The organism is Levilactobacillus namurensis (assembly GCF_032197885.1).
GTDB classification, from domain to species: domain Bacteria; phylum Bacillota; class Bacilli; order Lactobacillales; family Lactobacillaceae; genus Levilactobacillus; species Levilactobacillus namurensis_A.
In genome coordinates, this window is the sequence record NZ_CP134159.1 from 1,174,795 (window position 1) to 1,196,419 (window position 21,625).

Consider the following 21,625-nt stretch of genomic DNA (forward strand, 5'->3'; position numbering starts at 1 on the left):
AGTACGGAGCGTGGACGACCAAGTCGTTCGCGCTTTTTGTTGAAGGTAAACATTACATTTTTATCAAAGTGGTACTTGCTGGTTTTCGTAGCCCCTGAAGTTCTGTATAATATAGGGGATTATGGCATAGAACGGAGGAAACAAGTTGGATAATGGCACAGATCCCACGCCGTCACGACAGGTTCGAGGGCCCAAGCGAACCTCTTTCGGACGGCGAATCATGATTGGGGTGGCCAGCTTATTGGTCATCCTGGCGGTAGCAATCGGCATTATTGGGTATCATTACTTTCAGTCGGCGCTGAAGCCACTGGATGCCAGTAACGATAATGTGGTTCAGGTGAACGTGCCGATGGGCGCGACGTCAAATAAAATCGGGCAGATTCTGCAGGATAAAAAAGTGGTCAAGAGTGGGATGGTCTTTAACTACTATGTAAAGTCCCATAAGTTCACGAACTTTCGGGCGGGCTACTATCAGTTGAAGCCATCGATGACCCTGAACACGATCGCCAAGCGACTGCAAATGGGTGGTTCGGCAGAACCTATCCAGAGTACGGCTGGTAAGGTGCTGGTTCGAGAAGGCGAAACGGTTGATCAATTAGCCGCGGAGATCCCGATTCAAACGGACTTTACCAAAAAAGAATTCCTGAGCTTGATGAAGAGTCCAAGCTTCTTCAACCAATTAGCGGCGAAGTATCCTCGTTTGTTAAGTTCGGCGAAGCAGGCTAAGAATGTTCGGTATCGCTTAGAGGGCTACTTGGCTCCAGCCACGTATCAGGCAGGGAAAAAGATGACCTTGAAGCAGTTGATTACCGAGATGGTGGCCAAGATGGACCAGAACCTACAGAGTCATTACCGGACCATCAAGAAGCAGAAGTTAACGGTTCAAGAGACGTTGACGTTAGCTTCCCTGGTTGAACGCGAAGGGGTCACACAGAAAGACCGGGACAAGATTGCCGGGGTCTTTTTGAACCGAATTGATGCGAACATGGCCTTACAATCGGATATTGCGGTTCAGTATGCGTTGAAGACCACTAAAAAGTCATTGACTTATAAGGACCTCAAGGTAAAATCACCATATAACCTTTACGTTCATACCGGTTTCGGTCCCGGACCGTTCGATAGTCCGAGTGTCTCGTCGATCAAGGCGGTGCTGCACCCGAGTGCGCGGAATAAGGACTACTATTACTTTATTGCGAACACCAAGACCGGCAAAGTTTACTTCTCAAAGACCTATGATCAGCACCAAGCGTTGACCAGTTCACTGGCTAGCGACAATAAATAAAGGATGGCGACAAAAGTTGGCAGATAAGAAACGACCAATCATCATTGGAGTTACCGGGGGTTCCGGAAGTGGGAAGACGACCGTTAGTCGGGCGATTTTTAATCAATTAGTGGGTCATTCCATTATGATCTTACAACAGGACTCCTACTATAAGGATCAAGCAGAAATGACCATGGAACAACGGAAAGCGGTCAATTACGACCATCCTTTGACGTTTGACACGGATCTGCTGGTTGATCAGTTAAAGCAACTTTTACGCTACGAACCCATTGAAAAGCCGGTCTATGACTACAACTTGTTTACGCGAAGCGATGAGACCATCCACCAGGAACCACGCGACGTGATTATTTTGGAAGGAATTTTGATTCTGGATGATGAACGGTTACGGGACTTAATGGATATTAAGGTCTTCGTTGATACGGATGACGATATTCGGATTATCCGCCGGATTCAACGGGATATGAATGAACGGGACCGTTCTTTGGAATCCGTCATCAGCCAGTACCTGAAGACGGTGAAGCCGATGTACCATCAATTTGTGGAACCAACGAAGCGCTATGCCGACATAATCGTACCAGAAGGTGGTGAGAACCAAGTGGCCATCGACTTATTGGTCACGAAGATTCGGGCCATCTTAGAAGCGCATGGGAATAAAGAAGTTTTTGACAATCCCGACACGACCATTTAAGATGATGGGGTTAGCTGTATCGGCCTAGTCCGTATTATGGACGGGGCGTGAGAGTATCGACTCAGTAAAAATAATAGAGAAAAAGGGGTGGCCATTGTGGCAGAAGATAAAATGTATCCAATGACTGAAGAAGGTAAGGAAAAGCTTCAGGCTGAACTGGAAGACTTGAAGACGGTTCAACGGCCTAAGGTAATTGAACGCATCAAGATTGCGCGGTCTTACGGTGACCTTTCAGAAAATTCTGAATACGAATCAGCTAAGGACGAACAAAGTATGTTGGAAACCCGGATCAGCACGGTTGAACGGATGATTCAATACGCGCAGATCATTGATAACGAGGGAACCGATAAGGACGAAATCAGTGTTGGGAAGAAGGTCACTTTCCAAGAAGGCGATGATGATCCCGAAGAATACACCATCGTCGGTGCGGCTGAAGCGGATCCGATGGCGGGAAAGATCTCTAACGATTCCCCAATTGCTAAGGGGCTGTTAGGACACCGGGTCGGCGAGAACGTGACGTTCCCTACGCCAGGTGGCGATGTGACGGTCAAGGTTTTGGCAGTCGACTAAAGTCAATAGAATATCATTTAACCGGACGACTAAGTGGTGGTCCGGTTTTTTAGTAGCGTGGGCCCCCAATCTAATTGTGAACAATATAATTAGGGATTCTACTTGCCATTAACGGGGCGTTCATGTTATAAAGGTAGTTGAAAACGGATTCATAGTCTGGTTAAGAGGAGTTCTGGTAAAATGAAAATTACGGTAACGGATAGAGCAAGTCAGTGGTTCCGCGAGGATATGGGGATGACGGGTCGTGGGATCCGCTTCTTCGGTAAAGTTTACGGGAAGACGCCAGTTCACCAAGGCTTTTCATTGGGGATGACGCCAGACGACCATCCACGCGATCCGGTTGTGACCATGACCAAGGATGACGTCACCTACTACATCACGGAAGGGGACGAATGGTTCTTTGTCGGGTACGACTTGACCATTGAATACGACCCTAAGACCGATGGCCCAACCTATGTTTATACCGAGAATGGCGAATTATAGACCAGCATCAGAGTACTTGTGAGACCCGTTTTCACGGCAACGTTCAAACGTATTTCATCACAGTTAAAAATACCAAGCTTAGAGGCATAGCAGTTACCCAATGGGGGGAGCTCCTATGCCCCAAACTTTTCCTCATAAAATGTTGAATTCATCAGATTGCTATTGATGAGACGTCGAAAAGGGGCCCCCCAGCGTTGGCTGGAGGGCCCCTTCTTAGATCTGGTAGATTAGCGGCGCCGGTGATGGTCGTTAGCGGGACGTGGCCGGTGACGGCGATGTTGTCCCCACCAGACCACGCTGACCACTAACAAGGTCAGTGTGCTGATCAAGAGCCCCAGGTTCAGCATTGGCGGCCAATAACTGAGCTTGACATGGTTGGTCCCTTTGCGTAACTTGACGGCGTTGAACATGCCTAAGGTCTTGTAAACCTTAGCGGAGTGACCGTTAACCGTGGCATGCCACCCGGCAGCGTACGGAATCGACGTGTTGAGCACTTGGTGAGCCGTGGTGGCGGTCACAGTACCGTCAAAGGACCGCTGACTATGCTGAGTCAGTTGCCAAGGGTGCTGCTGCAGCTGCGTGGTCGCTTGCTTGAATTGTGCCGTCTGCAGCCGGTAAAGTGTGAAGTTCTCGAGCCATAATGAGCTCTTCTTGAGTTGAATGGTCAACTTGAGGGTCTTGCCCTTCGCGTGATCGGCGACACTTACCAGAATAGTATTGCGGTAAGTCTTGTATTGATTTAGTGGCTGACCATTTAGAATGAAGGTGGCATTGTCGGGATTGACCGTTGAACCGAAGGTCAGGTAGTAAGCATCGTTAGTGGCAGGCTTGATGGTCAACGTGATGCTGGCCGGCTTCACCAGGTTCTTCTTTTGCAGAATGGCGCCGGTGATTTTAGTCTGCTGGTTGATGTTTTGGAACGTGACCTGGTTGAAGTTTTCCACTTGATACAGGTGTTTATCCTGAGCATTACCAGTCAGGGCCGCGACCCAATTGGCTTGGTATTGTGCTGGGTCGGCGGTGCCGTTCTTTAGCGTTAGAATCTGATCACTGGCCGCGTAGCCAATCGGTAACGCGTAAGGATTCTGGTAAGTCGTTGCCCAGTGGTCCTGACGAACCGGACGGTAGGACGCTAAGTCGGCCTTATTGGTACTGGCGGGAAGCATGTTGGACCCAGCCAACGCCCCCGATAATTGCTTTTGTTGGAAGTAGTACTTCATGTTCAGCAAGGAGTCCGTGACTAAGGTTCCGTTACTGTATTCCACGAACCCGTCACCATCAGGACTCCCAATGTGTCCCATGAATGTTGGTGTGGCTTTGGGCAGTGCCGAAGAGAAGACGGAGCCGCCGTTAAAGCCGGTCTGGAAGGCGTCCCCTTTGGTGCGCAGGAAGGTCTTTCCCATCCGGTAGAAGCCTTGATCGTGGGCTTGGGTCTTATCTACCAAGCGTTGCAATTCGTTGGTGTAGTTGGCATACTCCGATTGGGAAACGTAGCTGATATTGTTCAGGGATAAGAAGGCGTTGGCGGTGACTTCAGTGACTCCGACCACGAATAACATCAGGGGATAGAGCCAGTGTTTACGAATCGGCAATGCGTAGATCAGTAAGGCTAAGACCACGAAGAGTGCGCCTAACCAGAAGGCGTTACTGTGGAGGAAGGAAAACTTCTTGAGGTTTTCCCCCACGTAGAAGCAACCGCCGGCAACGACCACCGTGACCAGAGCAATCGCAATCGGACCGGGTTGAAAATCAGCCGTCAAGGTTTGGGCGGCTAACCAGATCAGCCAGAACCCGACAATAAAGGAGAACCGGTAAGGGTACCAGACGGGAAATTGGCCCGCGTGCCAGAGCAGGTCCAGGGGTTGTACACACAATGACGCTGCCAGAAAGAGCGTGATGATTCCGGCGGTGAGGCGACTACGTAGGGTTTGCCGACGATCCACCAAGAAAAAGAGTGCTCCTAAAACGGCGATTGCCCCGACAAAGAGGTTGGCCGTTCCACTCGGCATCTGGTCGAAGTTAAACGTGCCCATGAAGAACTTGGCCAGCATCTTGGGTGGGAAGAATTCAAACTTCCACTTGAACGACGTCACCGTGTATTGGGCCTTACTCTGGGTCAAGGACCACCAGGTTGGGAGTAGGACCACTGCGGCCAATAGCCCGCTAGTCAACGAGCCTAGGGCGAAACGGCCAGCTTGTAAGGCCAACGTTCGCCAGGAGGCAAAGTGCGTTACGGCAATCCAAATGAACGCTAAAATCATGAATAGGCAAATCATGTAAGCCATGTAGTAATTGACGATTAGCATCAGTGTCAGCCAGATTAAGTAGGCGCGCCAGTGGTTGGTCACGACTAGGCGGTAGAGACCGTAGAAAATCAGCGGTAAGAAGAACAGCGCGTCTAGCCACATGATATTTAGCTGGTTGGCGATGGTCCACCCCATCATGGCGTAGGCTGTCGATAAGGTGATGGCCACGAAACCACGTTGTGGGGTGAGCTTCAGAAGAAGCCAGGCAAAGCTTAATCCCGCAAAGCCGTATTTTAAAACGGTCAGCAGAAAAATACCGCTGGAAAGTGACGTTCCAGGAAAGAAGAAGAGCAACCAATTCAGCGGACTAAGGAGGTAGTAAGCCCAGTTACCGACCATCTCGCCTCCTAGACCGTTACTGAAGGAATAGAAGATGGCACTGGGGTCGTGCAGAATTGTGCGCCGTAGGTAGGCGAAAAAGTCGATATACTGCTGACCTAAATCGACGGTCAGTAAACTACTGGTACCGAAGGGAGCCATGTGACGGTAGGCAAAATACGCCGTCATGATTATTAAAGGCGTCAGGAATGCCCCGAGAAGCGTCCATTGACGTTGCGTCAGCGTTTTACGCCGTTGCTTTGCTTGCAAAAGAAAGCCACCTCAATCTTTAGAAATTATAAAAGGTTCTTGGGGAACCTGTACTTTTTGCTTTCAACTACCTAGAATAGCATAGAATCATTAAATTTCGATAGCGGGATAGTGGAGTGAGGCGAAGTTTGGTAAAATAGTAGCAGTACAGTAAGGAGCAGAGCTGTTGTGAAGAATTTTTATAATCGTATGAGTAACCGAAATTCGCGATCGAGCGGTCCTCAAAAATCGTCGATCCCGTTTCGGTTAAACTTTCTTTTCATTATTGTTGCCCTGTTATTTGCAGCGCTGATTGGACAATTGGCTTACTTGCAAGTAATGTACGGTGCGCAATTCAAGGCCCAGGTGAACCAGACCGATACCACCATTGAAACGACCAATGTTCAACGGGGGATGATCTATGATTCCAACGGGAAGGTTCTGGTGGGGAACCGAGCGCACCAAGCGATTGCCTATACCAAGGGCGTGAACGTTCTGTCGACGGACATGTACAGTATCGCCAATAAGTTAGGTAAGTATTTGACGGTGCCAACGGATACGTTGACCCCGCGTCAATCGATTGACTACTACTTGGCCGATACCAAGCGGCTAGCAGCGGTGGAAAAGCAGATTCCGAAGATCAGTCAATATTCTGAAACGGAACGTTATAACAAAGCCATGACGTATTTGGAAAATGACGATGACTTTAAGTTGACCGCGACGCAGAAGAACGCGGCTGAAATTTTTGCCAAGATGAGCGGGGCATATGCCTTGTCGACCACGTACATCAAGGATTCGGACGTGTCGAGTACGGAAATCGCTGAGATTGGTGAACACCTCTCTGAAATGCCGGGAATCAAGGTCAGCACCAGTTGGTCCCGGAGCTACCCGAACGGTGAATCGATTAAGTCGATCATTGGGACGGTCTCGTCGGAAAAGACCGGGTTACCTAGTGACCAGATCAACGAATTACTGGCGCAAGGTTACTCCCGAAACGATAGTGTGGGTCAATCATACTTGGAACAAGAGTACGAGTCTGTCTTGCGTGGGACCAAAGCACAGAAGCAAGTGGAAGTCGCTGGGAACAACAAGATTACCAAGGAAGTTGAAAAGTATGGCGGTCAAAAAGGGGACAACCTTCAGTTGACCATCAATTCGACTTTCCAGACTAAGCTACAGAAGTTGGTTCGTTCGGCTGAATCCGGCGCCGGTGGCTATTCAACGGGGACCTACGCTGTCGTGATGAACCCCAACACTGGGGGAATCATTGGGATCGCCGGGGTTGACCGTAATCCTTCGACGGGTAAGATGACCGACAATGCTCTAGGGACCATCAACAGTGATATCGTGATGGGGTCCGTTGTGAAGGGCGCCATGGTCTCGGGGGCGTTGATGGACAAAGTCATTACGCCGGAGAATAACACCTTAACGGATAAGGTGATCAACACTGGTGGGGTCAAGAAGTCGTCTTGGTTCAACCACAGTGGAAATGCGAACATCGCCGTCAACGCGTCCACGGCCTTGGAAGTGTCCTCTAACTCCTATATGATGCAATTGGCCATGAAGGAAGCTAAGTTCAACTATGTACCGGGTGGGGCACTGAACATGAGTACCGACGCCTTCAGCATTGAACGGGGCTACTTTAACCAATTTGGGTTAGGGGTTAAGACGGGAATCGATCTGCCTGGTGAAAGTAGCGGGTTGCAAGGGAGCAGTACGAAGACTGATATTGGGAGTGCTTTGGACTTGTCCTTTGGGAACTACGATGCGTACACCACCATGCAGGTGGCCCAGTATATGTCAACGGTGGCTAACGGAGGAACACGAATCGCGCCACACGTGGTTCAAGCGATTCGCGGGACCACGTCTAGTGGGAAGCTAGGAACGGTCAAATCGACCGTAACGCCGAAGATTCTGAACACCATTGATATGACGGAAGCCGAGAAAAAGCTGGTCAAGGAAGGTCTCTATGACGTGGTTCATGGGACCAACACTTACAAGACTGGGGCGGAACTGGCCTCAATCTCACCAGGAATCTCGGCAAAGACGGGGACGGCCGAAACCTTCTATAAGGGTCATTCAACGGTTACGCTGAGTCTGGCGTCTTACGCGCCATCCAATGATCCGCAAGTCGTTGTCGCCTTGGCTATGCCGAACTTGAGTACCAGTGATGAAGATAATAACATGAAGTTAGCTAAGCAGATCTATGCAGCTTACTGGAAGACGGTTCAGTCGACCTCTACGTTGGATAATCCGACCAAGGCGACTAAGTCTGGTGCCGCACAAAATACGGCGGGATAAAAGACCTGTAAAGTATTTTTCCTTAACATATTTGGAATAAGACTGGTAAATGTTGCCGATTAATGGTAATATATTACGAGTTAAGGCTCTAGCCTGTAATTCTGAACAAGTTGGGAGGTTACCCACATGCGTGTCCACATCACTTTGGAATGTACGGAATGCCACGAACGCAATTACTTATCCAGCAAGAACCGGCGTAATAACCCGGACCGGGTTGAATTCAAGAAATACTGCCCGCGCGAACGGAAAGTAACGTTGCATCGTGAAACTAAGTAAAGGGTACGGGCGAAAGCCCGCACCTTTTTTTGTGGTTTCAGACAGTCCAGCGCGTCATGCTGGCAAATTATTTTTGAAATGGCAAGCACTATTATAAAATAGGTCTCAAGGAGGTCCAGTGGTCATGGACAAAGCGACACTACGACAACAAACGATTCAGGCGTTGGCCAGTATGCCGGCGGATCAGAAACAAGCAGCTAGTCAGCAACTTTATCATGCACTACAGGCTTTGCCGCAGTGGCAGGCTGCTCGAACCATTGCAACGACGCTAAGCAGTTCCTTGGAACTGGCGACGCAGCCCATTATCGCGGCCGCTCGAGCGGCGGGCAAGACCGTGGCCGTCCCACAGACGCTACCTAAGCGTCAGATGGCGTTTCGTGAGCTGACGGACCAGACGACGCTAATAACCACTAAATTTGGCTTGACAGAGCCTCAGGACGGACGGATTATTGAGCCGGCGGCCTTTGACTTAATTGTGGTCCCCGGTCTAAAGTTCGCGACCGGTGGCGAGCGATTAGGATTTGGCGGTGGCTATTATGACCGTTATTTACCGTGGACCCAAGGCTTTAAGGTGGCCTTGGCATTACCGGCACAACAAGCTGAACAGCCTAGCTGGCCGGTAGAAGATTTTGACGTTTTGTTGGATGCCGTCTTAACGGCACATGGAGAAAAATAAAGGGGACTTTTGGGTGAACCACTTGCGATATCGCTTGCGACGGTTAGATCAGACGCCCTATGTGACGGTGGGGTTGATTGGCTTAATGGTGATCGTTTTCTTAGCGATGACCCTAGCTGGTGGCAGCACGAACGGGAGCGTTTTAATTGAGTTTGGGGCTAAGCTGAATCCGTTGATTCAGCAGGGACAGTGGTGGCGCTTAGTCACGCCGATTTTCCTTCATATTGGCTTCACGCACATTTTGATGAACATGATTACGTTGTACTTTGTGGGGATGCAGTTGGAAGCAGCATTCGGTCATGGTCGGTACCTAGCTATCTTTTTGGTATCCGGTATCGGGGGGAACGTGGCGAGCTTCTGTTTTTCCGATAGTCTATCGGCCGGGGCTAGTACGGCAATCTTTGGCCTCTTTGGGGCCTTTATGATGTTGGGCGAGTCCTTCTGGCAGAATCCGGTGATTCGGTCACTAGCACGGACCTTTTTGGCCTTTGTGGTGATGAATTTAGCTTTCGATGTCTTTACACCGGGAATTGATTTAGCTGGCCACATTGGCGGATTGTTTGCTGGCTTTTTCGTGGCCTACTTAGTGGGCGTCCCAAGAATTGGTCGAGTTAGCGTAATTAAGCGGGTTATCGCTTCAATCGTATTAATTGGTGGATTGGTCTGGTTGTATCTTCACGGAATGGCGCAATAGTCAAGTAAAATGTCTCGTGCAATTTGATGGAGGTTGTGGCACAATGAAAACGTTATATGATGTTCAGCAGCTACTTAAAAAATTCGGTATTTATGTATACGTCGGCAAGCGTATGTGGGACATTGAAGTGATGGCATTGGAGCTCAATCACCTGCGGCAAGCAAAGGTGGTTGATGAGGCAACCTTTGTCCAAGCAAAAGTGGTTCTCACACATGAACACCGTCTTGAGGAACAGCGGGCAAGAGATCAACACCAATCCATTGGAGGGATTTAGAGTTATGGCACGTAATTTAATCGGAATTGATTTAGGTGGGACGACCACAAAAATGGCGTTTATTTCGGTTGACGGGGAGATCCTGACGAAGTGGAGTATTCCGACGGATACAAGTGATGATGGTAAGCACATTGTTCCGAATATCATTAAATCAGTCAGTGCACACATTACCAGTTCTGAATTCAGCAAGGCTGACTTCTTGGGAATTGGAATGGGTGTTCCTGGTCCCATCGACATTGAAAATGGAATCGTTCTCTTTGCCGTTAACTTGGGCTGGAAGCAACGGCAACAAGTTCGGGATCAGATTCAAGAAGCCTTGGGGCTCCCGTTTGTGTTGGACAACGACGCCAACGTGGCTTCACTAGGTGAGTACTGGAAAGGCGCCGGTGAAAAGGATGAAGACGTGGTCTTTGTAACGCTCGGAACCGGTGTCGGCGGTGGGGTCATCGCTGGTGGTCGGCTCCTGCACGGTGTCAACGGTGGTGCCGGTGAGCTGGGGCACGTAACGGTTCAACCGAACGGTTACCTGTGTAATTGTGGTAAGCGCGGTTGCCTCGAGCAATATGCTTCTGCGACGGGGGTCGTGCACGTGGCCGCTGATATGGCTAAAGACTTCTTGGGCACTTCTCGGTTGAAAGAAATGGAAGACAATCAAGAGAATGTAACCTCCAAGATGATCTTCTATCTGGCAGATAACGGCGACATCTTAGCGAACCAAGTGGTCGACCGAGTGACCTTTTACTTGGGGTTGGCTTTAGCCAACGTGGCCAACATCTTGAATCCCGCCAACATCATCATTGGTGGTGGGGTCTCCAACGCCGGGAACACGTTGTTACAACCAACGACGCGGTACTTCCAAGAAAATGCCTTCCCAGCTGTTCGGGACTCAACCAAGTTGCGGTTAGCCCAATTAGGGAATGACGCAGGCGTTATCGGGGCTGCATCGTTAGCTTTGCGGTTCCAAAAAACTAATTAATTAATATTGGCGTAAGCCATCAGGAAGGACGATTTTGTTTTGGTAATTGGTGCAATTTCCGGATTAGCTGTTTCTTGGATCATTTTGATCCTCCTCTTAGTCGTATGGGGCGGTTGGCAGCTGATTACGGTCATCCGGCGCAACCAGGTTTCCACACTACTCGATGAACAGGCGTTTCAGGCAGGTATCCGGAAGGCTCAGGTCGTGGATTTGCGGGAGAAGAAGGATTTTGATGCGGGGCACATTTTAGGCGCCCGGAACATCCCTTATTCAACGTTTAAGGCTTACCACACTGAGTTACGCTCCGATCTGCCGGTCTACTTGTACGATCAGGGAAAGGCTTTGAGTACCCGAGCAGCATTGCTGCTGGCGAAAGAAGACTATGACCAGATCTTTATCTTGAAGTCTGGTTATGCCCGTTGGCAAGGAAAAACAAAAAAGACGAAATATTAAAAAAACTGTCATTACCCGGTCGGTAATGACAGTTTTTTGATTTGGTTAAACGTGGTGTGCCGAATGGCTCTTCCGGTTTGCCCGTTTGCGGTTTTCCTCGAAGCGTTCTTCCTGTTCTTCAATGGGTTGAACGACCTTTTTCTTGAAGGAGAAGACGGCACCAGCGACCGCGCTGGCAGTGGCGACGACACCGAATAAGAATCCTTTTGTGAAATGCTTCATCGTAAATGGCCCCTTTCGCTGGAAATTCATTTATCCGCTTCCATTATGCAAGTTTATTCGGCAAATAGCTAGTGATTTACCTTTTGGTTGGTCAGAAGAGTATGGTACGCTAAGGATAACTTAATTCAGAAGGGGTCCGAAAGATGGAGAAAGTATTGGCAATTGTAGGCCCGACCGCGGTCGGTAAAACGGCGTTAGCCATTCAGCTGGCGCGAAAATTTCATGGGGAGATCATTTCCGGGGATTCCATGCAGGTTTACCGACGCTTAGACATCGGGACGGCGAAGGCCACAGCGGCAGAACAAGCCCAGGCCCCGCATCATCTGATTGATATTTGCGACGTGACACAGCAGTTTACGGTCGCCCAATTTGTCGCGGCAGCCCAGAAGTTGATCCCAGCGATTCGGCAACGAGGACACCTCCCGATTATTGCGGGGGGGACTGGTTTTTATCTTCAGGCCCTATTCGATGGTTTGGCGTTGGGGGCGGATGCGCCAGGGGATACGGCCGTTCGGGAACGTCTACGGGCTATTGCGCAAGAACAAGGCGCCCAAGCCTTATGGGAGCAGTTGAACCGGCAGGACCCGGTCGCGGCGGCTAAGATTCCCCAGACCAATGTCCGCCGAACGGTTCGGGCCTTAGAAGTAATCCAGGTGACGGGACAACGGTTTTCTCAACAAGACAACGCTGGTCCTCAATATGATGAATGCTACTTGGCCTTAAACACGGAGCGGGCACTGTTATATCGGCGGATTAACCAGCGGGTCGATCAGATGGTCCAACAGGGATTGTGGGATGAGGTCAAGTGGCTGGCCCAACAAGGTGGGACGCAATTACCAGCCGCTACGGGAATTGGCTACCGAGAATTGTTGCCGGTGCTGGATCATCCGGAACAATGGTCTAGTGCAATTGAGACCGTTAAACAGGACTCACGGCATTATGCTAAACGGCAATTGACCTGGTTTCGGAACCAGACTAAGGCCACTTGGTATGATCTCGTCCAGCACCCGGAACAGCAGGCCCAGATTGATACTCAGGTCGCTGCATGGCTCCGACATTAGTTCTTACGATTAACTAAAGATTGGGACGTTTTACCTTCGAATGTTATAAAACGTGACATCATTTCTTGACCTGTTTCTGAGACGTGGTATGATATCGGTATAGTTGAAGGGGGCCGGTAGGTTGAAAGGAAAAGAATTGCGGCGGTCGTTGGCCGTCTTACCGATCGGTACCGTCATGAAGTTAACGAGTCTAACGGCCCGGCAGATTCGATACTATGAATCGCAGGGGTTGGTCTTACCACAACGGAATGACGGCAACCGGCGGATGTATTCGCTCAACGACATTGACCGGTTACTGGAGATCAAGGATTACCTCGATGATGGTGTGAACGTGGCTGGCATCAAGGCCATCTATGAACAACAAGCGGCACGGGAGGCGGCACGGAAGGCCAAGCAAGACCGTCCTTTAATGGATGCGGACGTCCGCCAGATTCTCCAAGACGAGCTGATTCGTCAGGGGGGATTGGGTCATCCCCAGGATGGCGTCGATTCTCACCGACCGCTGTAACATAGATGATGGGTACAGATGATGAGTGACTAAGAATTTGATAGGAGCGATTAGAATGGCAAAACCTGCATATACCAAGGATGACATCCGTCAGATGGCAAAGGACGAAAACGTTAAGTTCCTGCGGTTGATGTTCACCGATTTATTTGGCACGATTAAAAACGTTGAAGTCCCCATTAGCCAACTAGGCAAGTTACTGGATAACAAGCTGATGTTTGATGGGTCATCCATCGACGGCTTTGTTCGGATCGAGGAAAGTGATATGTACCTGTATCCGGATCTGTCAACCTGGATGATCTTCCCATGGAGTACGGAACGGGGGAAGATTGCGCGGGTGATTTGTGAGGTTTATACGCCAGATGGTAAGCCGTTTGAGGGCGATCCGCGGAACAACTTGATTCGCGTTCTGTCAGATATGCGTAAAGCAGGCTTTACGGACTTTAACATCGGTCCGGAACCAGAGTTCTTCCTCTTCAAGATGGATGAAAATGGCAAGCCAACGACGGAACTGAACGATAAGGGGAGTTACTTCGACATGGCCCCAATGGACTTGGGTGAGAATTGCCGACGTGAAATTGTCTTGACGCTGGAAGAAATGGGCTTTGACGTTGAAGCGGCGCACCATGAAGTGGCACCAGGACAACACGAAATTGACTTCAAGTATGCGGATGCCTTAACGGCGGCGGACAACATCCAAACGTTCAAGTTGGTGGTCAAGACGGTGGCTCGGAAGTACGGCTTGTACGCTACCTTCATGCCGAAGCCATTAGCGGGAATCAACGGTTCCGGGATGCACTTGAACATGTCGCTGTTCCACGATAAAGGAAACGCCTTCTACGACCCTAAGGGCGAGATGGAACTTTCCGAAGACGCTTACCACTTCTTAGGCGGGCTCTTGAAGCACGCCCGGAGCTTTACGGCGATCTGCAACCCAATCGTCAACAGTTACAAGCGGTTAGTGCCAGGGTATGAAGCCCCCGTCTATGTAGCTTGGTCCGGGTCTAACCGGTCGCCATTGATTCGGGTCCCAAGTTCCCGTGGCTTATCGACGCGGTTGGAACTCCGGAGTGTTGATCCAGCGGCCAACCCATACTTGGCCATCGCGGCCGTCTTGGAAGCCGGGCTGGATGGTTTGCGGAACCAGTTGGCACCACGTGAAGCCGTTGACCGGAACATCTACCGGATGGACGCGGAAGAACGGCAGGAAAACCACATTACCAACTTGCCAGATACGTTGCACAACGCCTTAAAGGACTTGGCAGCTGATGATGTGATGCGTAACGCCATGGGCAGTCACTTGTACCAGAGCTTTATTGAAGCCAAGAACTTAGAATACAATTCTTACCGGACCCAAGTGTCACAATGGGAACGGGACCAGTACTTGGAACTTTACTAATTTTAAATTTAAACATGACTAGGAAGGTCGGAGACACTGTCTCGGGCCTTTTTGGCGCCTAATGGGGTTGATGTAAAATTCATTGGGCGTTTGAGACGGTGTTGGCCCCAAGTTTTCGTATAATAGGAGCCAGAGCCCGCCTTGGCAAGTAAGCACTGAGAAGGGCCTAGGTATCTGGGGACGGGGAACCCGACAAGGTTTAATTAAGGTTCACCCGTTAGTTAGAACATTGATTATAAAAATTTTTTTGTTTTCCACTAAAAATCGCTGAAACGGCTTTATTCTCCTGTATTTTGTTGGTAACATAAACGTATAACCAATGTTCACGGCAGTGCCTAAGAACATGAGAATGAGGGATAATTCATGGAAAATCAAGAACAGCAAACAAGTGCTGCCAACGTCTTAACCCAGGCAATTGCCACAAAACTCGATTACTTGAGCACATTACAGGCGGCGGTTCAGCGCGGCGATGACCGTCAAGTTTATGAATTACTGGACCGAGCACGGTACTATCAAGAAATTAAACAAACGCGGGCCAAGCGGTCTGTTAACCATTTGGAAGAACTGGTCGATAATATTCATCCCCAAATCAGTCACTACTTAAGTGACCGGTTGATTGATTATCTGGGACATATTTACCCGTTCTTCTACTACGAGGAATATACGACCGGGAGATTCCATATTTACTTTGGAAATTGGTGGGATCGTCGGTTATTTGGTGAACTGGACGTGGTCAACGTTCAATTCAACTTCGACCAGACGGAGTTCGATAAACTGCGGCGGTCGTTTGAACTTGAAGCGCAACATCAACGGTTAAATACCGCAAAGATTGAGGCGATTTCAAGTGAAAGCGAAAAACTCCAGAAGTTGATGGACGCGCAACCAGTTCGGGATAACGAAAAGACCAAGTTGCGGGAACAACTTAAGGAAAACAGTCAAAAGAGTGGGATGCCTTGGGAGTCCGGTAAGATCAAGGATGAACGTCAGGGAATCATCGACCAACTGACCAAGTTGGCAGATGAGGACGAACAGGCGTTGAACGCTCATAAGACCATCAAGGCGAATGACGACCAAATCTTGGTCCTGTCTAAGGAAGATACGATTCTTAATTACGAAAAGCAGAGTATTCGTGAGGCTTTTGATGACTTTGAACACTTCCAGGCACGTAATCAGAGCTTATACGCGGACTACTTGAACAGCCTAGTGGGCAAGAGTTCTAGTGAAGGTGGGGTGAACGTCGATGATTAACGAAAACGATCCGTCTACGTTAACGACCAGCGGCCGGTTGTTGAACTACAACGCGGCCATTAAGGCGGGGTTGGAAACTGGGATTACGTTCACGAAGCTGATGGACCAGTTGATCAAGACCACGAACCCGGACGAGTTGGTGGCTGCGGCGACCGAGCTTGCAGACTTTAAGTTGGATTCTGATTTTGTCACGTTCCCCCACCAATACAGCAATGCGGACTACTACCTGCTGTTTATGTCCCGGATGCTGGAGTTGCATGATCAGGGAAATCAGGTCATGGTTCAGTCCCGCGACCAACATGAGGAATTGATTCAACAATTGACGCCTTTAGGTGATCGGGGAACGTTCAACTTCCGGGTGGAGACGTCCGAAAATGGTGGCGTCTTTTACCGGGAACGGGCGACGGGGCAATCCCTGTTCTACCTGAATCTGGACCGGAAGATGTTCCGCTTCAATAGCCATGCGTTAACGCAATTGTTCATCATCGACCTCCACGAAACGGTGCCAGTCGAGACGGTCAAGACCTCCGTTCAGATTCTGATTGATTTTGCCCGTTACCTGAAGGAAGACTACGGGTACTCCGTGGACTTTAACATCTTGGACGCGGCCAACTCGGAGAATTATCCGGTACACTCAGCCGACTTGCCGGCTGGTGTGGTGGACCGACTGTTCGTGGCGGCTGCCAAGAACGACTACATGTTGACGAACGGCGTCAACGGTAATGGTGCCCGAATCGCCTTGGATAAAGGTGTTGTGGTGGACATCTTTAACAATCAGTTAGAGGGACAGCCTGAATGGGTCTTGACGGTTCACGATGACGACCAGAAGACCTCTTGGTTCGACGTGTTGTTGAACTACCCGTTCATTCGGGACTGGTACTTAGAGAACTTAACGGACTTGGAGATTGTCTCCGATCCGCTGATCTTCAGTTAGGGAGGACTTGCCGTGTTAGAACTTGCAAAATTAGTGCAGCAATCCATTGCTTTGGATGAACAGATTACGACGGAACGGGACATCGAAATGACGCGGCCACATCAGATTGAGAACGCCTACGTTGCTTTGGATGTCGAGTTGGCGGAAGTTGCCAACACGTCGGAGTGGTTCAAAGTTTGGAAGACCCACCGTGGGAAGGCCGATGCTGGTGAGACGCCCCAGCAGACCTTGCTGACGGAGTACACGGACGCCCTGGACTTTTTCCTATTGGTTGCGGCCAAGAAGACCTGGACGCACCTGATCATGTTGACGGAAGAGGACCTAACGGCACTGGCGCAGAGCCGCCCGGCGAAGAATCCGGATCAGCAATACTTAATTCTGAAACGCATGTTGTTTAACAGCCATTTTGCGCATCGGCAGGATGATTTTCGACACGCGTGGCGTCTGTTCTTGAAATGGGGAATGGTTGACTTTGGCTTCAGTCAAGACCAGATTCAAGCGGCTTACGAGGCTAAGCGCCAGGTCAACTTAGACCGGCAGGCCAACGATTACTAAGATGCGTGATTTAAACGACGGGACCGTTTGAAAAAATGGTCCCGTCGTTGGTGACCTTGGAAGATTGCGCCTAGACGCACCAGTACCAGGGCTTTAAGAAAAAATTAACGGTTGTCAACCAAAACTTCTTGACAGAAGGGGCGGCTTCCGGTACAATTTTCATGTTGTATTTGTGGACTTCCACAGCTGCAACCGCTCGGGACAAGCTTTTAAGTACCGTATTCGGTCACTTGTTTTCGGCGAGTCTAAGTCTTAGATTATAAGGAGGTGCACATAGATGTACGCAATTATCGTAACTGGTGGTAAGCAGTACAAGGTCGAAGCAGGCCAAGCTGTTTACGTCGAAAAGTTAAACGTTGAGGCCGGCGCTAAGGTCACTTTTGACCAAGTTGTCTTTGTAGGCGGCGATACGCCAAAGATTGGTACGCCAACTGTAGATGGCGCAACTGTTACCGGGACTGTTGAAAAGAACGGTCTGGAAAAGAAGGTTGTGACCTACAAGTACAAGCCAAAGAAGGGCCAACACACGAAGAAGGGTCACCGTCAACCATACACCAAGGTTGTCATTGACGCTATCAACGCGTAAAGATTAAAGGAGCGAACCCGGATGATTCAAGCAACGGTCCATTATGGATCCGACCGAATCAATTCATTTCGAATCACTGGTCATGCCGATTCCGGCGAATATGGCCAAGACATTGTTTGCGCTGCGGTTTCGGTGCTTGCGATTACGACGGTCAACGGCCTACAACGAGTCGCTGAGATTCCAATCGACGTTGAGAATCGTGATCAGGCAGGGGGCTTTCTGGAAGTTCACCTACCACCAAAGCTGGAAGCAACGACCGAATTAAAGGGACAAGCAATCCTCCAGAGTTTCGCGGATGGGTTACGGGATGTCGCAACGAATTATGCCGACTTCGTCACTTATGATGAAGTCACCGATTAAATTCACGGGGGTGAAACATATGCTGATGAACATGAACTTACAATTCTTCTCTCACCATAAAGGTGGTGGGTCCACTGCTAACGGTCGAGACTCTGCTGGTCGTCGTCTTGGGACGAAGGCTGCTGATGGTTCGACGGTTACGGGTGGTTCTATCCTTTACCGTCAACGTGGGACGCACATCTACCCTGGCCTGAACGTAGGTCGTGGTGGCGATGACACCTTATTCGCTAAGGTTGCAGGTGTGGTTAAATTCGAACGACTTGGTCGCGACAAGCGTCAAGTATCCGTTTACCCAGTTGCCGAAGAAGTAGCTAAATAACACGAGGTTTTCCTCGTACGACTGAAGAGCTTGAGGCGAGACCAATTCGCTTTGAGCTCTTCTTTGCTTTCATTATCTGGGAGGGATGTTGATGACCACAGATCGAGTGGCCCGGTTACGGGCGCAGTTTGCACCGTTGAGCATTGATAGTTTCTTGATTCAGGCACCCAGTAATCAACGTTATCTAACGGGAACCAGCGTTGAGCCGGGTGACGGCTACGTGTTAGTGACGCAAAAACGGTTAGTCTTTATTACGGATGCGCGTTACGAGACGGAGCTGAAACGGACGATTCCGACGATTGAACGGGTGATTACGCGAAACTATTTGCAAGCGGTCAACGATATCCTGACCGCGGACGGCGCGACGGTTCTGGGTTTGGAAGACACGCTACCCTTACGGACGTTTACTTGGCTAGACGAGCATTTAACGGCCGATCCCGTGCCGTTAGCTAACGTCGTGGATGACTTGCGCCAGGTCAAGGATGCCGATGAACTGGCGGCTATCCAGCGGGCGACAGCCCTGACTAGCCAAGGGGTCGAAGCCTTATTCGCGGTCTTAAAACCTGGGATGACGGAACGGGCAGCAGCCTTGTGGTTGACCCGGTGGATGCAAGACCACGGCGCAACTGGTGTGAGTTTCCCAACCATCGTGGCCAGCGGGGTTCGTTCGGCTTGGCCGCATGGTCAGGCGAGCGATAAGCCTTTGGCCTTACACGAGTTGGTGACCATTGATTGTGGATTCTACGTTGACGGCTATACGTCGGATCTGACCCGGACCGTTGCCTTGGGGGATCCCGGTGACGCTTTTAAGCGGGCATATACTGCTGTGCAGACGGCCCAAGCCAAAATCATGGCGGCTGTGCGGCCCGGCGTGACTGGTGGGGAACTTGACCAGTTGGGCCGCGATTACCTCACGGCTGAAGGTTACGGGGATGCGTTTATCCACGGGACCGGTCACGGAATTGGGTTGGACATTCATGAAGGGCCGAACATTGGTCGTGGCTGGCCGGATCGTTTGGAAGCTGACCAAGTCATCACGGTCGAGCCCGGCGTCTACTTCCCAGGACGCGGCGGCATTCGGATTGAAGACGATTTGCAAGTGACCGCCACGGGGCACACGGTCTTGACCACGGTTCCCCGAAATTTAATTATCTTGTAAGCTCACCCCTTGTCTTGCTTTTTAGGGGGTAGAATTGATATTATAAAGAAGACATCTTTTAGGAGGCTGACATTATGGCAATTTCTACTGCTAATTTTAAAAACGGTTTAACCATTGAAGTGGACCACGCAATCTGGCGGATCTTAGAGTTCCAACACGTTAAACCAGGTAAGGGTGGCGCGTTCGTACGGACGAAGCTGAAGAACTTACGGACGGGTGCCGTTCAAGAAAAGACTTTCCGTGCCGGCGCTAAGATGGAACAAGCGGATATTCAAACGCGTTCGATGCAATACCTGTACGAAGACGGCGATAGCCGGGTCTTCATGGATACGGATAACTACGAACAAATCTCAGTTCCAGATTCCGCAATTAAGGACCAATTACCGTTCTTGCAAGAAAACATGAACGTTGATTTGATCCAATACAATGCTGAAGTCTTAGGGATTGAAGTTCCGAACACGGTTGTTCTGGAAGTCGCTTCAACGGAACCAAGTATCAAGGGGAACACCGCTTCTGGTGGGTCTAAGCCAGCAACGATGACGACCGGCTTGGTTGTTCAAGTGCCATTCTTCGTTAACGAAGGTGACAAGCTGTCCATCAACACCCAAGATTCGACGTACATTTCACGAGCTTAGGTCGCTGAATCCAGACATTACCTGAAGTTCAACTCGTAAGGGAGGGTCTACGAATGGCAGAAGATACAAACATTATTTTAGAATCAAAGGAACCCGCACTGGGGAAGATTGAGGTGGCACCACAAGTCCTCGAGATTATCGTGGGCATTGCGGCTAGCCAAACCGATGGTGTTGCACGGATGCGTGGTTCTTTGGCCAACAGCGTGAACGAACTCTTCGGTCGTAAGGAACACGGTAAGGGCGTTAAGCTGACGTTCGACGGTGACGAACTCGCCGTTGACGTATACGTGTACCTGAACTACGGCGTTGCGGTTCCTAAGGTTGCTTTGGCCATTCAAGACAGCGTGAAGCAACAATTGTTGTTCATGACCGACCTTGACTTACGTGAAGTCAACGTTCACGTGGAAGGCGTCATTCCCGAAAAGACGGCGCAGCAGGTAGATCCAGATAACCTGTTCAACCAGCCAGATGAAGGAGACAGTGAACAATCGTGACACTTACACGACATCAAATTCGGGAGCGAGCATTCCAAATGCTGTTCGCCCTTAACGCTAACGCTGATGCCGATCAAGAGGCGTTGTACCAACGCGTGTTGACCGATGACCCTGACCAGATCGTTCCGGTACCCGAGTACCTGACCACGCTGGTCACGGGCGTCTTGGCCCACCAAAGTGAACTGGATGCTCAGATTGCGAAATATCTGAGTGCTGGTTGGCAGTTGCAACGAATCGCAAAGACCGACTTAATCATTATGCGCGTTGCCTTTTTTGAAATTGACCACGTCCCAGATGTTCCTAACCGGGTGGCCGTTAATGAAGCCTTGGAATTAGCCAAGAACTTCAGCGACGACCGGTCACGGCGGTTCATTAACGGGGTCTTGGCCCATACGTTAGACGGTGACGATGCGGCAGATACGCAAGCCTAATTGACCATTCGTTTGACCGACACCCACTTCTTAACTGGAGTGGGTGTTTTTTGGGTCCTGGAATGCCGATAATCCATTGGTATATCACGGATTTAATTGCAGGGGTGATTGCCGTTTTTGTCGGTGCTGGGTGCCCCGTTGGTCCGGTAAATATGCTAAAATCGAGGTATA

At 50.0% G+C, this 21,625-nt stretch carries 26 protein-coding genes and 1 other annotated feature; of the genes, 24 read left to right on the forward strand and 2 right to left on the reverse strand.

Annotation, left to right across the window (positions count from 1 at the left end; all coding sequences use genetic code 11):
* Nucleotides 1-145 precede the first annotated feature (145 nt).
* The 4 genes from mltG to RIN67_RS05655 all read left to right on the forward strand — a co-directional run bounded on the left by mltG (nucleotide 146) and on the right by RIN67_RS05655 (nucleotide 3,023).
* On the forward strand, nucleotides 146-1,282 hold the full coding sequence (gene mltG / locus RIN67_RS05640) for an endolytic transglycosylase MltG (RefSeq protein WP_107739810.1): 1,137 nt from the start codon (nucleotides 146-148) through the stop codon (nucleotides 1,280-1,282).
* A 16-nt stretch (nucleotides 1,283-1,298) separates the two neighbouring features.
* Nucleotides 1,299-1,970, forward strand: a complete 672-nt coding sequence (udk, locus tag RIN67_RS05645) for a uridine kinase (protein WP_024746503.1) — start codon at nucleotides 1,299-1,301, stop codon at nucleotides 1,968-1,970.
* A gap of 96 nt (nucleotides 1,971-2,066) precedes the next feature.
* The gene (gene greA / locus RIN67_RS05650) at nucleotides 2,067-2,540 is read left to right on the forward strand and encodes a transcription elongation factor GreA (RefSeq protein ID WP_264999028.1); all 474 of its coding nucleotides are present in this window, start codon (nucleotides 2,067-2,069) and stop codon (nucleotides 2,538-2,540) included.
* 180 nt (nucleotides 2,541-2,720) lie between these two features.
* On the forward strand, nucleotides 2,721-3,023 hold the full coding sequence (locus RIN67_RS05655) for a HesB/YadR/YfhF family protein (protein ID WP_264999027.1): 303 nt from the start codon (nucleotides 2,721-2,723) through the stop codon (nucleotides 3,021-3,023).
* 227 nt (nucleotides 3,024-3,250) lie between these two features.
* On the opposite strand, the gene RIN67_RS05660 is transcribed toward RIN67_RS05655, so the two are convergent.
* The gene (locus RIN67_RS05660; RefSeq protein WP_264999026.1) at nucleotides 3,251-5,917 is read right to left on the reverse strand and encodes a YfhO family protein; all 2,667 of its coding nucleotides are present in this window, start codon (nucleotides 5,915-5,917) and stop codon (nucleotides 3,251-3,253) included.
* 189 nt (nucleotides 5,918-6,106) lie between these two features.
* On the opposite strand from RIN67_RS05660, the gene RIN67_RS05665 reads away from it, so the two are divergent.
* The 7 genes from RIN67_RS05665 (at nucleotide 6,107) to RIN67_RS05695 (ending at nucleotide 11,546) form a co-directional block, all read left to right on the forward strand.
* Nucleotides 6,107-8,197, forward strand: a complete 2,091-nt coding sequence (locus RIN67_RS05665) for a peptidoglycan D,D-transpeptidase FtsI family protein (RefSeq protein ID WP_264999065.1) — start codon at nucleotides 6,107-6,109, stop codon at nucleotides 8,195-8,197.
* 126 nt (nucleotides 8,198-8,323) lie between these two features.
* Nucleotides 8,324-8,473 (forward strand): 50S ribosomal protein L33, encoded by a 150-nt coding sequence (rpmG, locus tag RIN67_RS05670; protein ID WP_081721478.1) that lies wholly within the window; start codon nucleotides 8,324-8,326, stop codon nucleotides 8,471-8,473.
* Between the two features lie 124 nt (nucleotides 8,474-8,597).
* Entirely contained in the window at nucleotides 8,598-9,149 is a 552-nt protein-coding gene (locus RIN67_RS05675) for a 5-formyltetrahydrofolate cyclo-ligase (RefSeq protein ID WP_264999025.1), read from the forward strand.
* A gap of 85 nt (nucleotides 9,150-9,234) precedes the next feature.
* Entirely contained in the window at nucleotides 9,235-9,843 is a 609-nt protein-coding gene (locus RIN67_RS05680; RefSeq protein WP_396442543.1) for a rhomboid family intramembrane serine protease, read from the forward strand.
* A gap of 43 nt (nucleotides 9,844-9,886) precedes the next feature.
* The gene (locus RIN67_RS05685) at nucleotides 9,887-10,117 is read left to right on the forward strand and encodes a YqgQ family protein (protein WP_264999024.1); all 231 of its coding nucleotides are present in this window, start codon (nucleotides 9,887-9,889) and stop codon (nucleotides 10,115-10,117) included.
* A gap of 4 nt (nucleotides 10,118-10,121) precedes the next feature.
* Nucleotides 10,122-11,093: an ROK family glucokinase gene (locus RIN67_RS05690; protein ID WP_024746495.1), complete on the forward strand. Its 972-nt coding sequence runs from the start codon at nucleotides 10,122-10,124 to the stop codon at nucleotides 11,091-11,093.
* Between the two features lie 39 nt (nucleotides 11,094-11,132).
* Entirely contained in the window at nucleotides 11,133-11,546 is a 414-nt protein-coding gene (locus RIN67_RS05695) for a rhodanese-like domain-containing protein (protein WP_264999023.1), read from the forward strand.
* Nucleotides 11,547-11,591: 45 nt separating this feature from the next.
* On the opposite strand, the gene RIN67_RS05700 is transcribed toward RIN67_RS05695, so the two are convergent.
* Nucleotides 11,592-11,768 carry a DUF3042 family protein gene (locus tag RIN67_RS05700; protein ID WP_024746493.1) on the reverse strand — a complete coding sequence of 59 codons (177 nt, stop codon included), beginning with the start codon at nucleotides 11,766-11,768 and terminating at the stop codon, nucleotides 11,592-11,594.
* A gap of 143 nt (nucleotides 11,769-11,911) precedes the next feature.
* Here RIN67_RS05700 and miaA point away from each other — a divergent pair, with 143 nt between their 5' ends.
* The 13 genes from miaA to nusB all read left to right on the forward strand — a co-directional run bounded on the left by miaA (nucleotide 11,912) and on the right by nusB (nucleotide 21,454).
* Complete coding sequence (gene miaA, locus RIN67_RS05705) at nucleotides 11,912-12,829, forward strand: tRNA (adenosine(37)-N6)-dimethylallyltransferase MiaA (protein ID WP_264999022.1); 918 nt, start codon at nucleotides 11,912-11,914, stop codon at nucleotides 12,827-12,829.
* A 121-nt stretch (nucleotides 12,830-12,950) separates the two neighbouring features.
* Nucleotides 12,951-13,337 (forward strand): MerR family transcriptional regulator, encoded by a 387-nt coding sequence (locus tag RIN67_RS05710; RefSeq protein WP_264999021.1) that lies wholly within the window; start codon nucleotides 12,951-12,953, stop codon nucleotides 13,335-13,337.
* A 55-nt stretch (nucleotides 13,338-13,392) separates the two neighbouring features.
* The gene (glnA, locus tag RIN67_RS05715; RefSeq protein WP_024746490.1) at nucleotides 13,393-14,733 is read left to right on the forward strand and encodes a type I glutamate--ammonia ligase; all 1,341 of its coding nucleotides are present in this window, start codon (nucleotides 13,393-13,395) and stop codon (nucleotides 14,731-14,733) included.
* 363 nt (nucleotides 14,734-15,096) lie between these two features.
* Nucleotides 15,097-15,981 (forward strand): hypothetical protein, encoded by an 885-nt coding sequence (locus RIN67_RS05720; protein WP_024746489.1) that lies wholly within the window; start codon nucleotides 15,097-15,099, stop codon nucleotides 15,979-15,981.
* A complete protein-coding gene (locus RIN67_RS05725) occupies nucleotides 15,974-16,915 on the forward strand; it encodes a hypothetical protein (RefSeq protein ID WP_264999020.1) in 942 nt (313 codons plus the stop codon). Before RIN67_RS05720 ends, RIN67_RS05725 begins: the two co-directional genes overlap by 8 nt.
* Nucleotides 16,916-16,927: 12 nt before the next feature.
* A complete protein-coding gene (locus tag RIN67_RS05730) occupies nucleotides 16,928-17,470 on the forward strand; it encodes a dUTPase (protein ID WP_264999019.1) in 543 nt (180 codons plus the stop codon).
* A gap of 180 nt (nucleotides 17,471-17,650) precedes the next feature.
* Nucleotides 17,651-17,727: a sequence feature (ribosomal protein L21 leader region), on the forward strand.
* 20 nt (nucleotides 17,728-17,747) lie between these two features.
* Entirely contained in the window at nucleotides 17,748-18,056 is a 309-nt protein-coding gene (gene rplU, locus RIN67_RS05735) for a 50S ribosomal protein L21 (RefSeq protein ID WP_024746486.1), read from the forward strand.
* A 21-nt stretch (nucleotides 18,057-18,077) separates the two neighbouring features.
* On the forward strand, nucleotides 18,078-18,416 hold the full coding sequence (locus tag RIN67_RS05740) for a ribosomal-processing cysteine protease Prp (RefSeq protein ID WP_264999018.1): 339 nt from the start codon (nucleotides 18,078-18,080) through the stop codon (nucleotides 18,414-18,416).
* Nucleotides 18,417-18,441: 25 nt separating this feature from the next.
* Nucleotides 18,442-18,735, forward strand: a complete 294-nt coding sequence (gene rpmA, locus RIN67_RS05745; protein ID WP_024746484.1) for a 50S ribosomal protein L27 — start codon at nucleotides 18,442-18,444, stop codon at nucleotides 18,733-18,735.
* Between the two features lie 91 nt (nucleotides 18,736-18,826).
* Nucleotides 18,827-19,894 carry a M24 family metallopeptidase gene (locus tag RIN67_RS05750; RefSeq protein ID WP_264999017.1) on the forward strand — a complete coding sequence of 356 codons (1,068 nt, stop codon included), beginning with the start codon at nucleotides 18,827-18,829 and terminating at the stop codon, nucleotides 19,892-19,894.
* A gap of 74 nt (nucleotides 19,895-19,968) precedes the next feature.
* Nucleotides 19,969-20,529, forward strand: a complete 561-nt coding sequence (gene efp, locus RIN67_RS05755) for an elongation factor P (protein WP_264999016.1) — start codon at nucleotides 19,969-19,971, stop codon at nucleotides 20,527-20,529.
* Nucleotides 20,530-20,582: 53 nt separating this feature from the next.
* On the forward strand, nucleotides 20,583-21,023 hold the full coding sequence (locus tag RIN67_RS05760) for an Asp23/Gls24 family envelope stress response protein (RefSeq protein ID WP_024746481.1): 441 nt from the start codon (nucleotides 20,583-20,585) through the stop codon (nucleotides 21,021-21,023).
* Nucleotides 21,020-21,454, forward strand: coding sequence for a transcription antitermination factor NusB (gene nusB / locus RIN67_RS05765; RefSeq protein WP_024746480.1), 435 nt, complete (start codon nucleotides 21,020-21,022; stop codon nucleotides 21,452-21,454). The genes RIN67_RS05760 and nusB overlap by 4 nt, the downstream gene beginning before the upstream one ends.
* Nucleotides 21,455-21,625: the final 171 nt, after the last annotated feature.

What these genes read in the sequence shown, in the direction of transcription:
- efp (WP_264999016.1), top strand. Translation starts at nt 19,969, where the DNA reads ATGGCAATTTCTACTGCTAATTTTAAAAACGGTTTAACCATTGAAGTG.
- rpmG (WP_081721478.1), top strand. Translation starts at nt 8,324, where the DNA reads ATGCGTGTCCACATCACTTTGGAATGTACGGAATGCCACGAACGCAAT.
- RIN67_RS05725 (WP_264999020.1), top strand. Translation starts at nt 15,974, where the DNA reads ATGATTAACGAAAACGATCCGTCTACGTTAACGACCAGCGGCCGGTTG.
- RIN67_RS05680 (WP_396442543.1), top strand. Translation starts at nt 9,235, where the DNA reads ATGGTGATCGTTTTCTTAGCGATGACCCTAGCTGGTGGCAGCACGAAC.
- RIN67_RS05675 (WP_264999025.1), top strand. Translation starts at nt 8,598, where the DNA reads ATGGACAAAGCGACACTACGACAACAAACGATTCAGGCGTTGGCCAGT.
- RIN67_RS05700 (WP_024746493.1), bottom strand. Translation starts at nt 11,768, where the DNA reads ATGAAGCATTTCACAAAAGGATTCTTATTCGGTGTCGTCGCCACTGCC.
- RIN67_RS05665 (WP_264999065.1), top strand. Translation starts at nt 6,107, where the DNA reads ATGAGTAACCGAAATTCGCGATCGAGCGGTCCTCAAAAATCGTCGATC.
- RIN67_RS05655 (WP_264999027.1), top strand. Translation starts at nt 2,721, where the DNA reads ATGAAAATTACGGTAACGGATAGAGCAAGTCAGTGGTTCCGCGAGGAT.
- RIN67_RS05740 (WP_264999018.1), top strand. Translation starts at nt 18,078, where the DNA reads ATGATTCAAGCAACGGTCCATTATGGATCCGACCGAATCAATTCATTT.
- RIN67_RS05720 (WP_024746489.1), top strand. Translation starts at nt 15,097, where the DNA reads ATGGAAAATCAAGAACAGCAAACAAGTGCTGCCAACGTCTTAACCCAG.
- RIN67_RS05750 (WP_264999017.1), top strand. Translation starts at nt 18,827, where the DNA reads ATGACCACAGATCGAGTGGCCCGGTTACGGGCGCAGTTTGCACCGTTG.
- RIN67_RS05690 (WP_024746495.1), top strand. Translation starts at nt 10,122, where the DNA reads ATGGCACGTAATTTAATCGGAATTGATTTAGGTGGGACGACCACAAAA.
- RIN67_RS05685 (WP_264999024.1), top strand. Translation starts at nt 9,887, where the DNA reads ATGAAAACGTTATATGATGTTCAGCAGCTACTTAAAAAATTCGGTATT.
- glnA (WP_024746490.1), top strand. Translation starts at nt 13,393, where the DNA reads ATGGCAAAACCTGCATATACCAAGGATGACATCCGTCAGATGGCAAAG.
- rpmA (WP_024746484.1), top strand. Translation starts at nt 18,442, where the DNA reads ATGAACATGAACTTACAATTCTTCTCTCACCATAAAGGTGGTGGGTCC.
- miaA (WP_264999022.1), top strand. Translation starts at nt 11,912, where the DNA reads ATGGAGAAAGTATTGGCAATTGTAGGCCCGACCGCGGTCGGTAAAACG.
- RIN67_RS05760 (WP_024746481.1), top strand. Translation starts at nt 20,583, where the DNA reads ATGGCAGAAGATACAAACATTATTTTAGAATCAAAGGAACCCGCACTG.
- rplU (WP_024746486.1), top strand. Translation starts at nt 17,748, where the DNA reads ATGTACGCAATTATCGTAACTGGTGGTAAGCAGTACAAGGTCGAAGCA.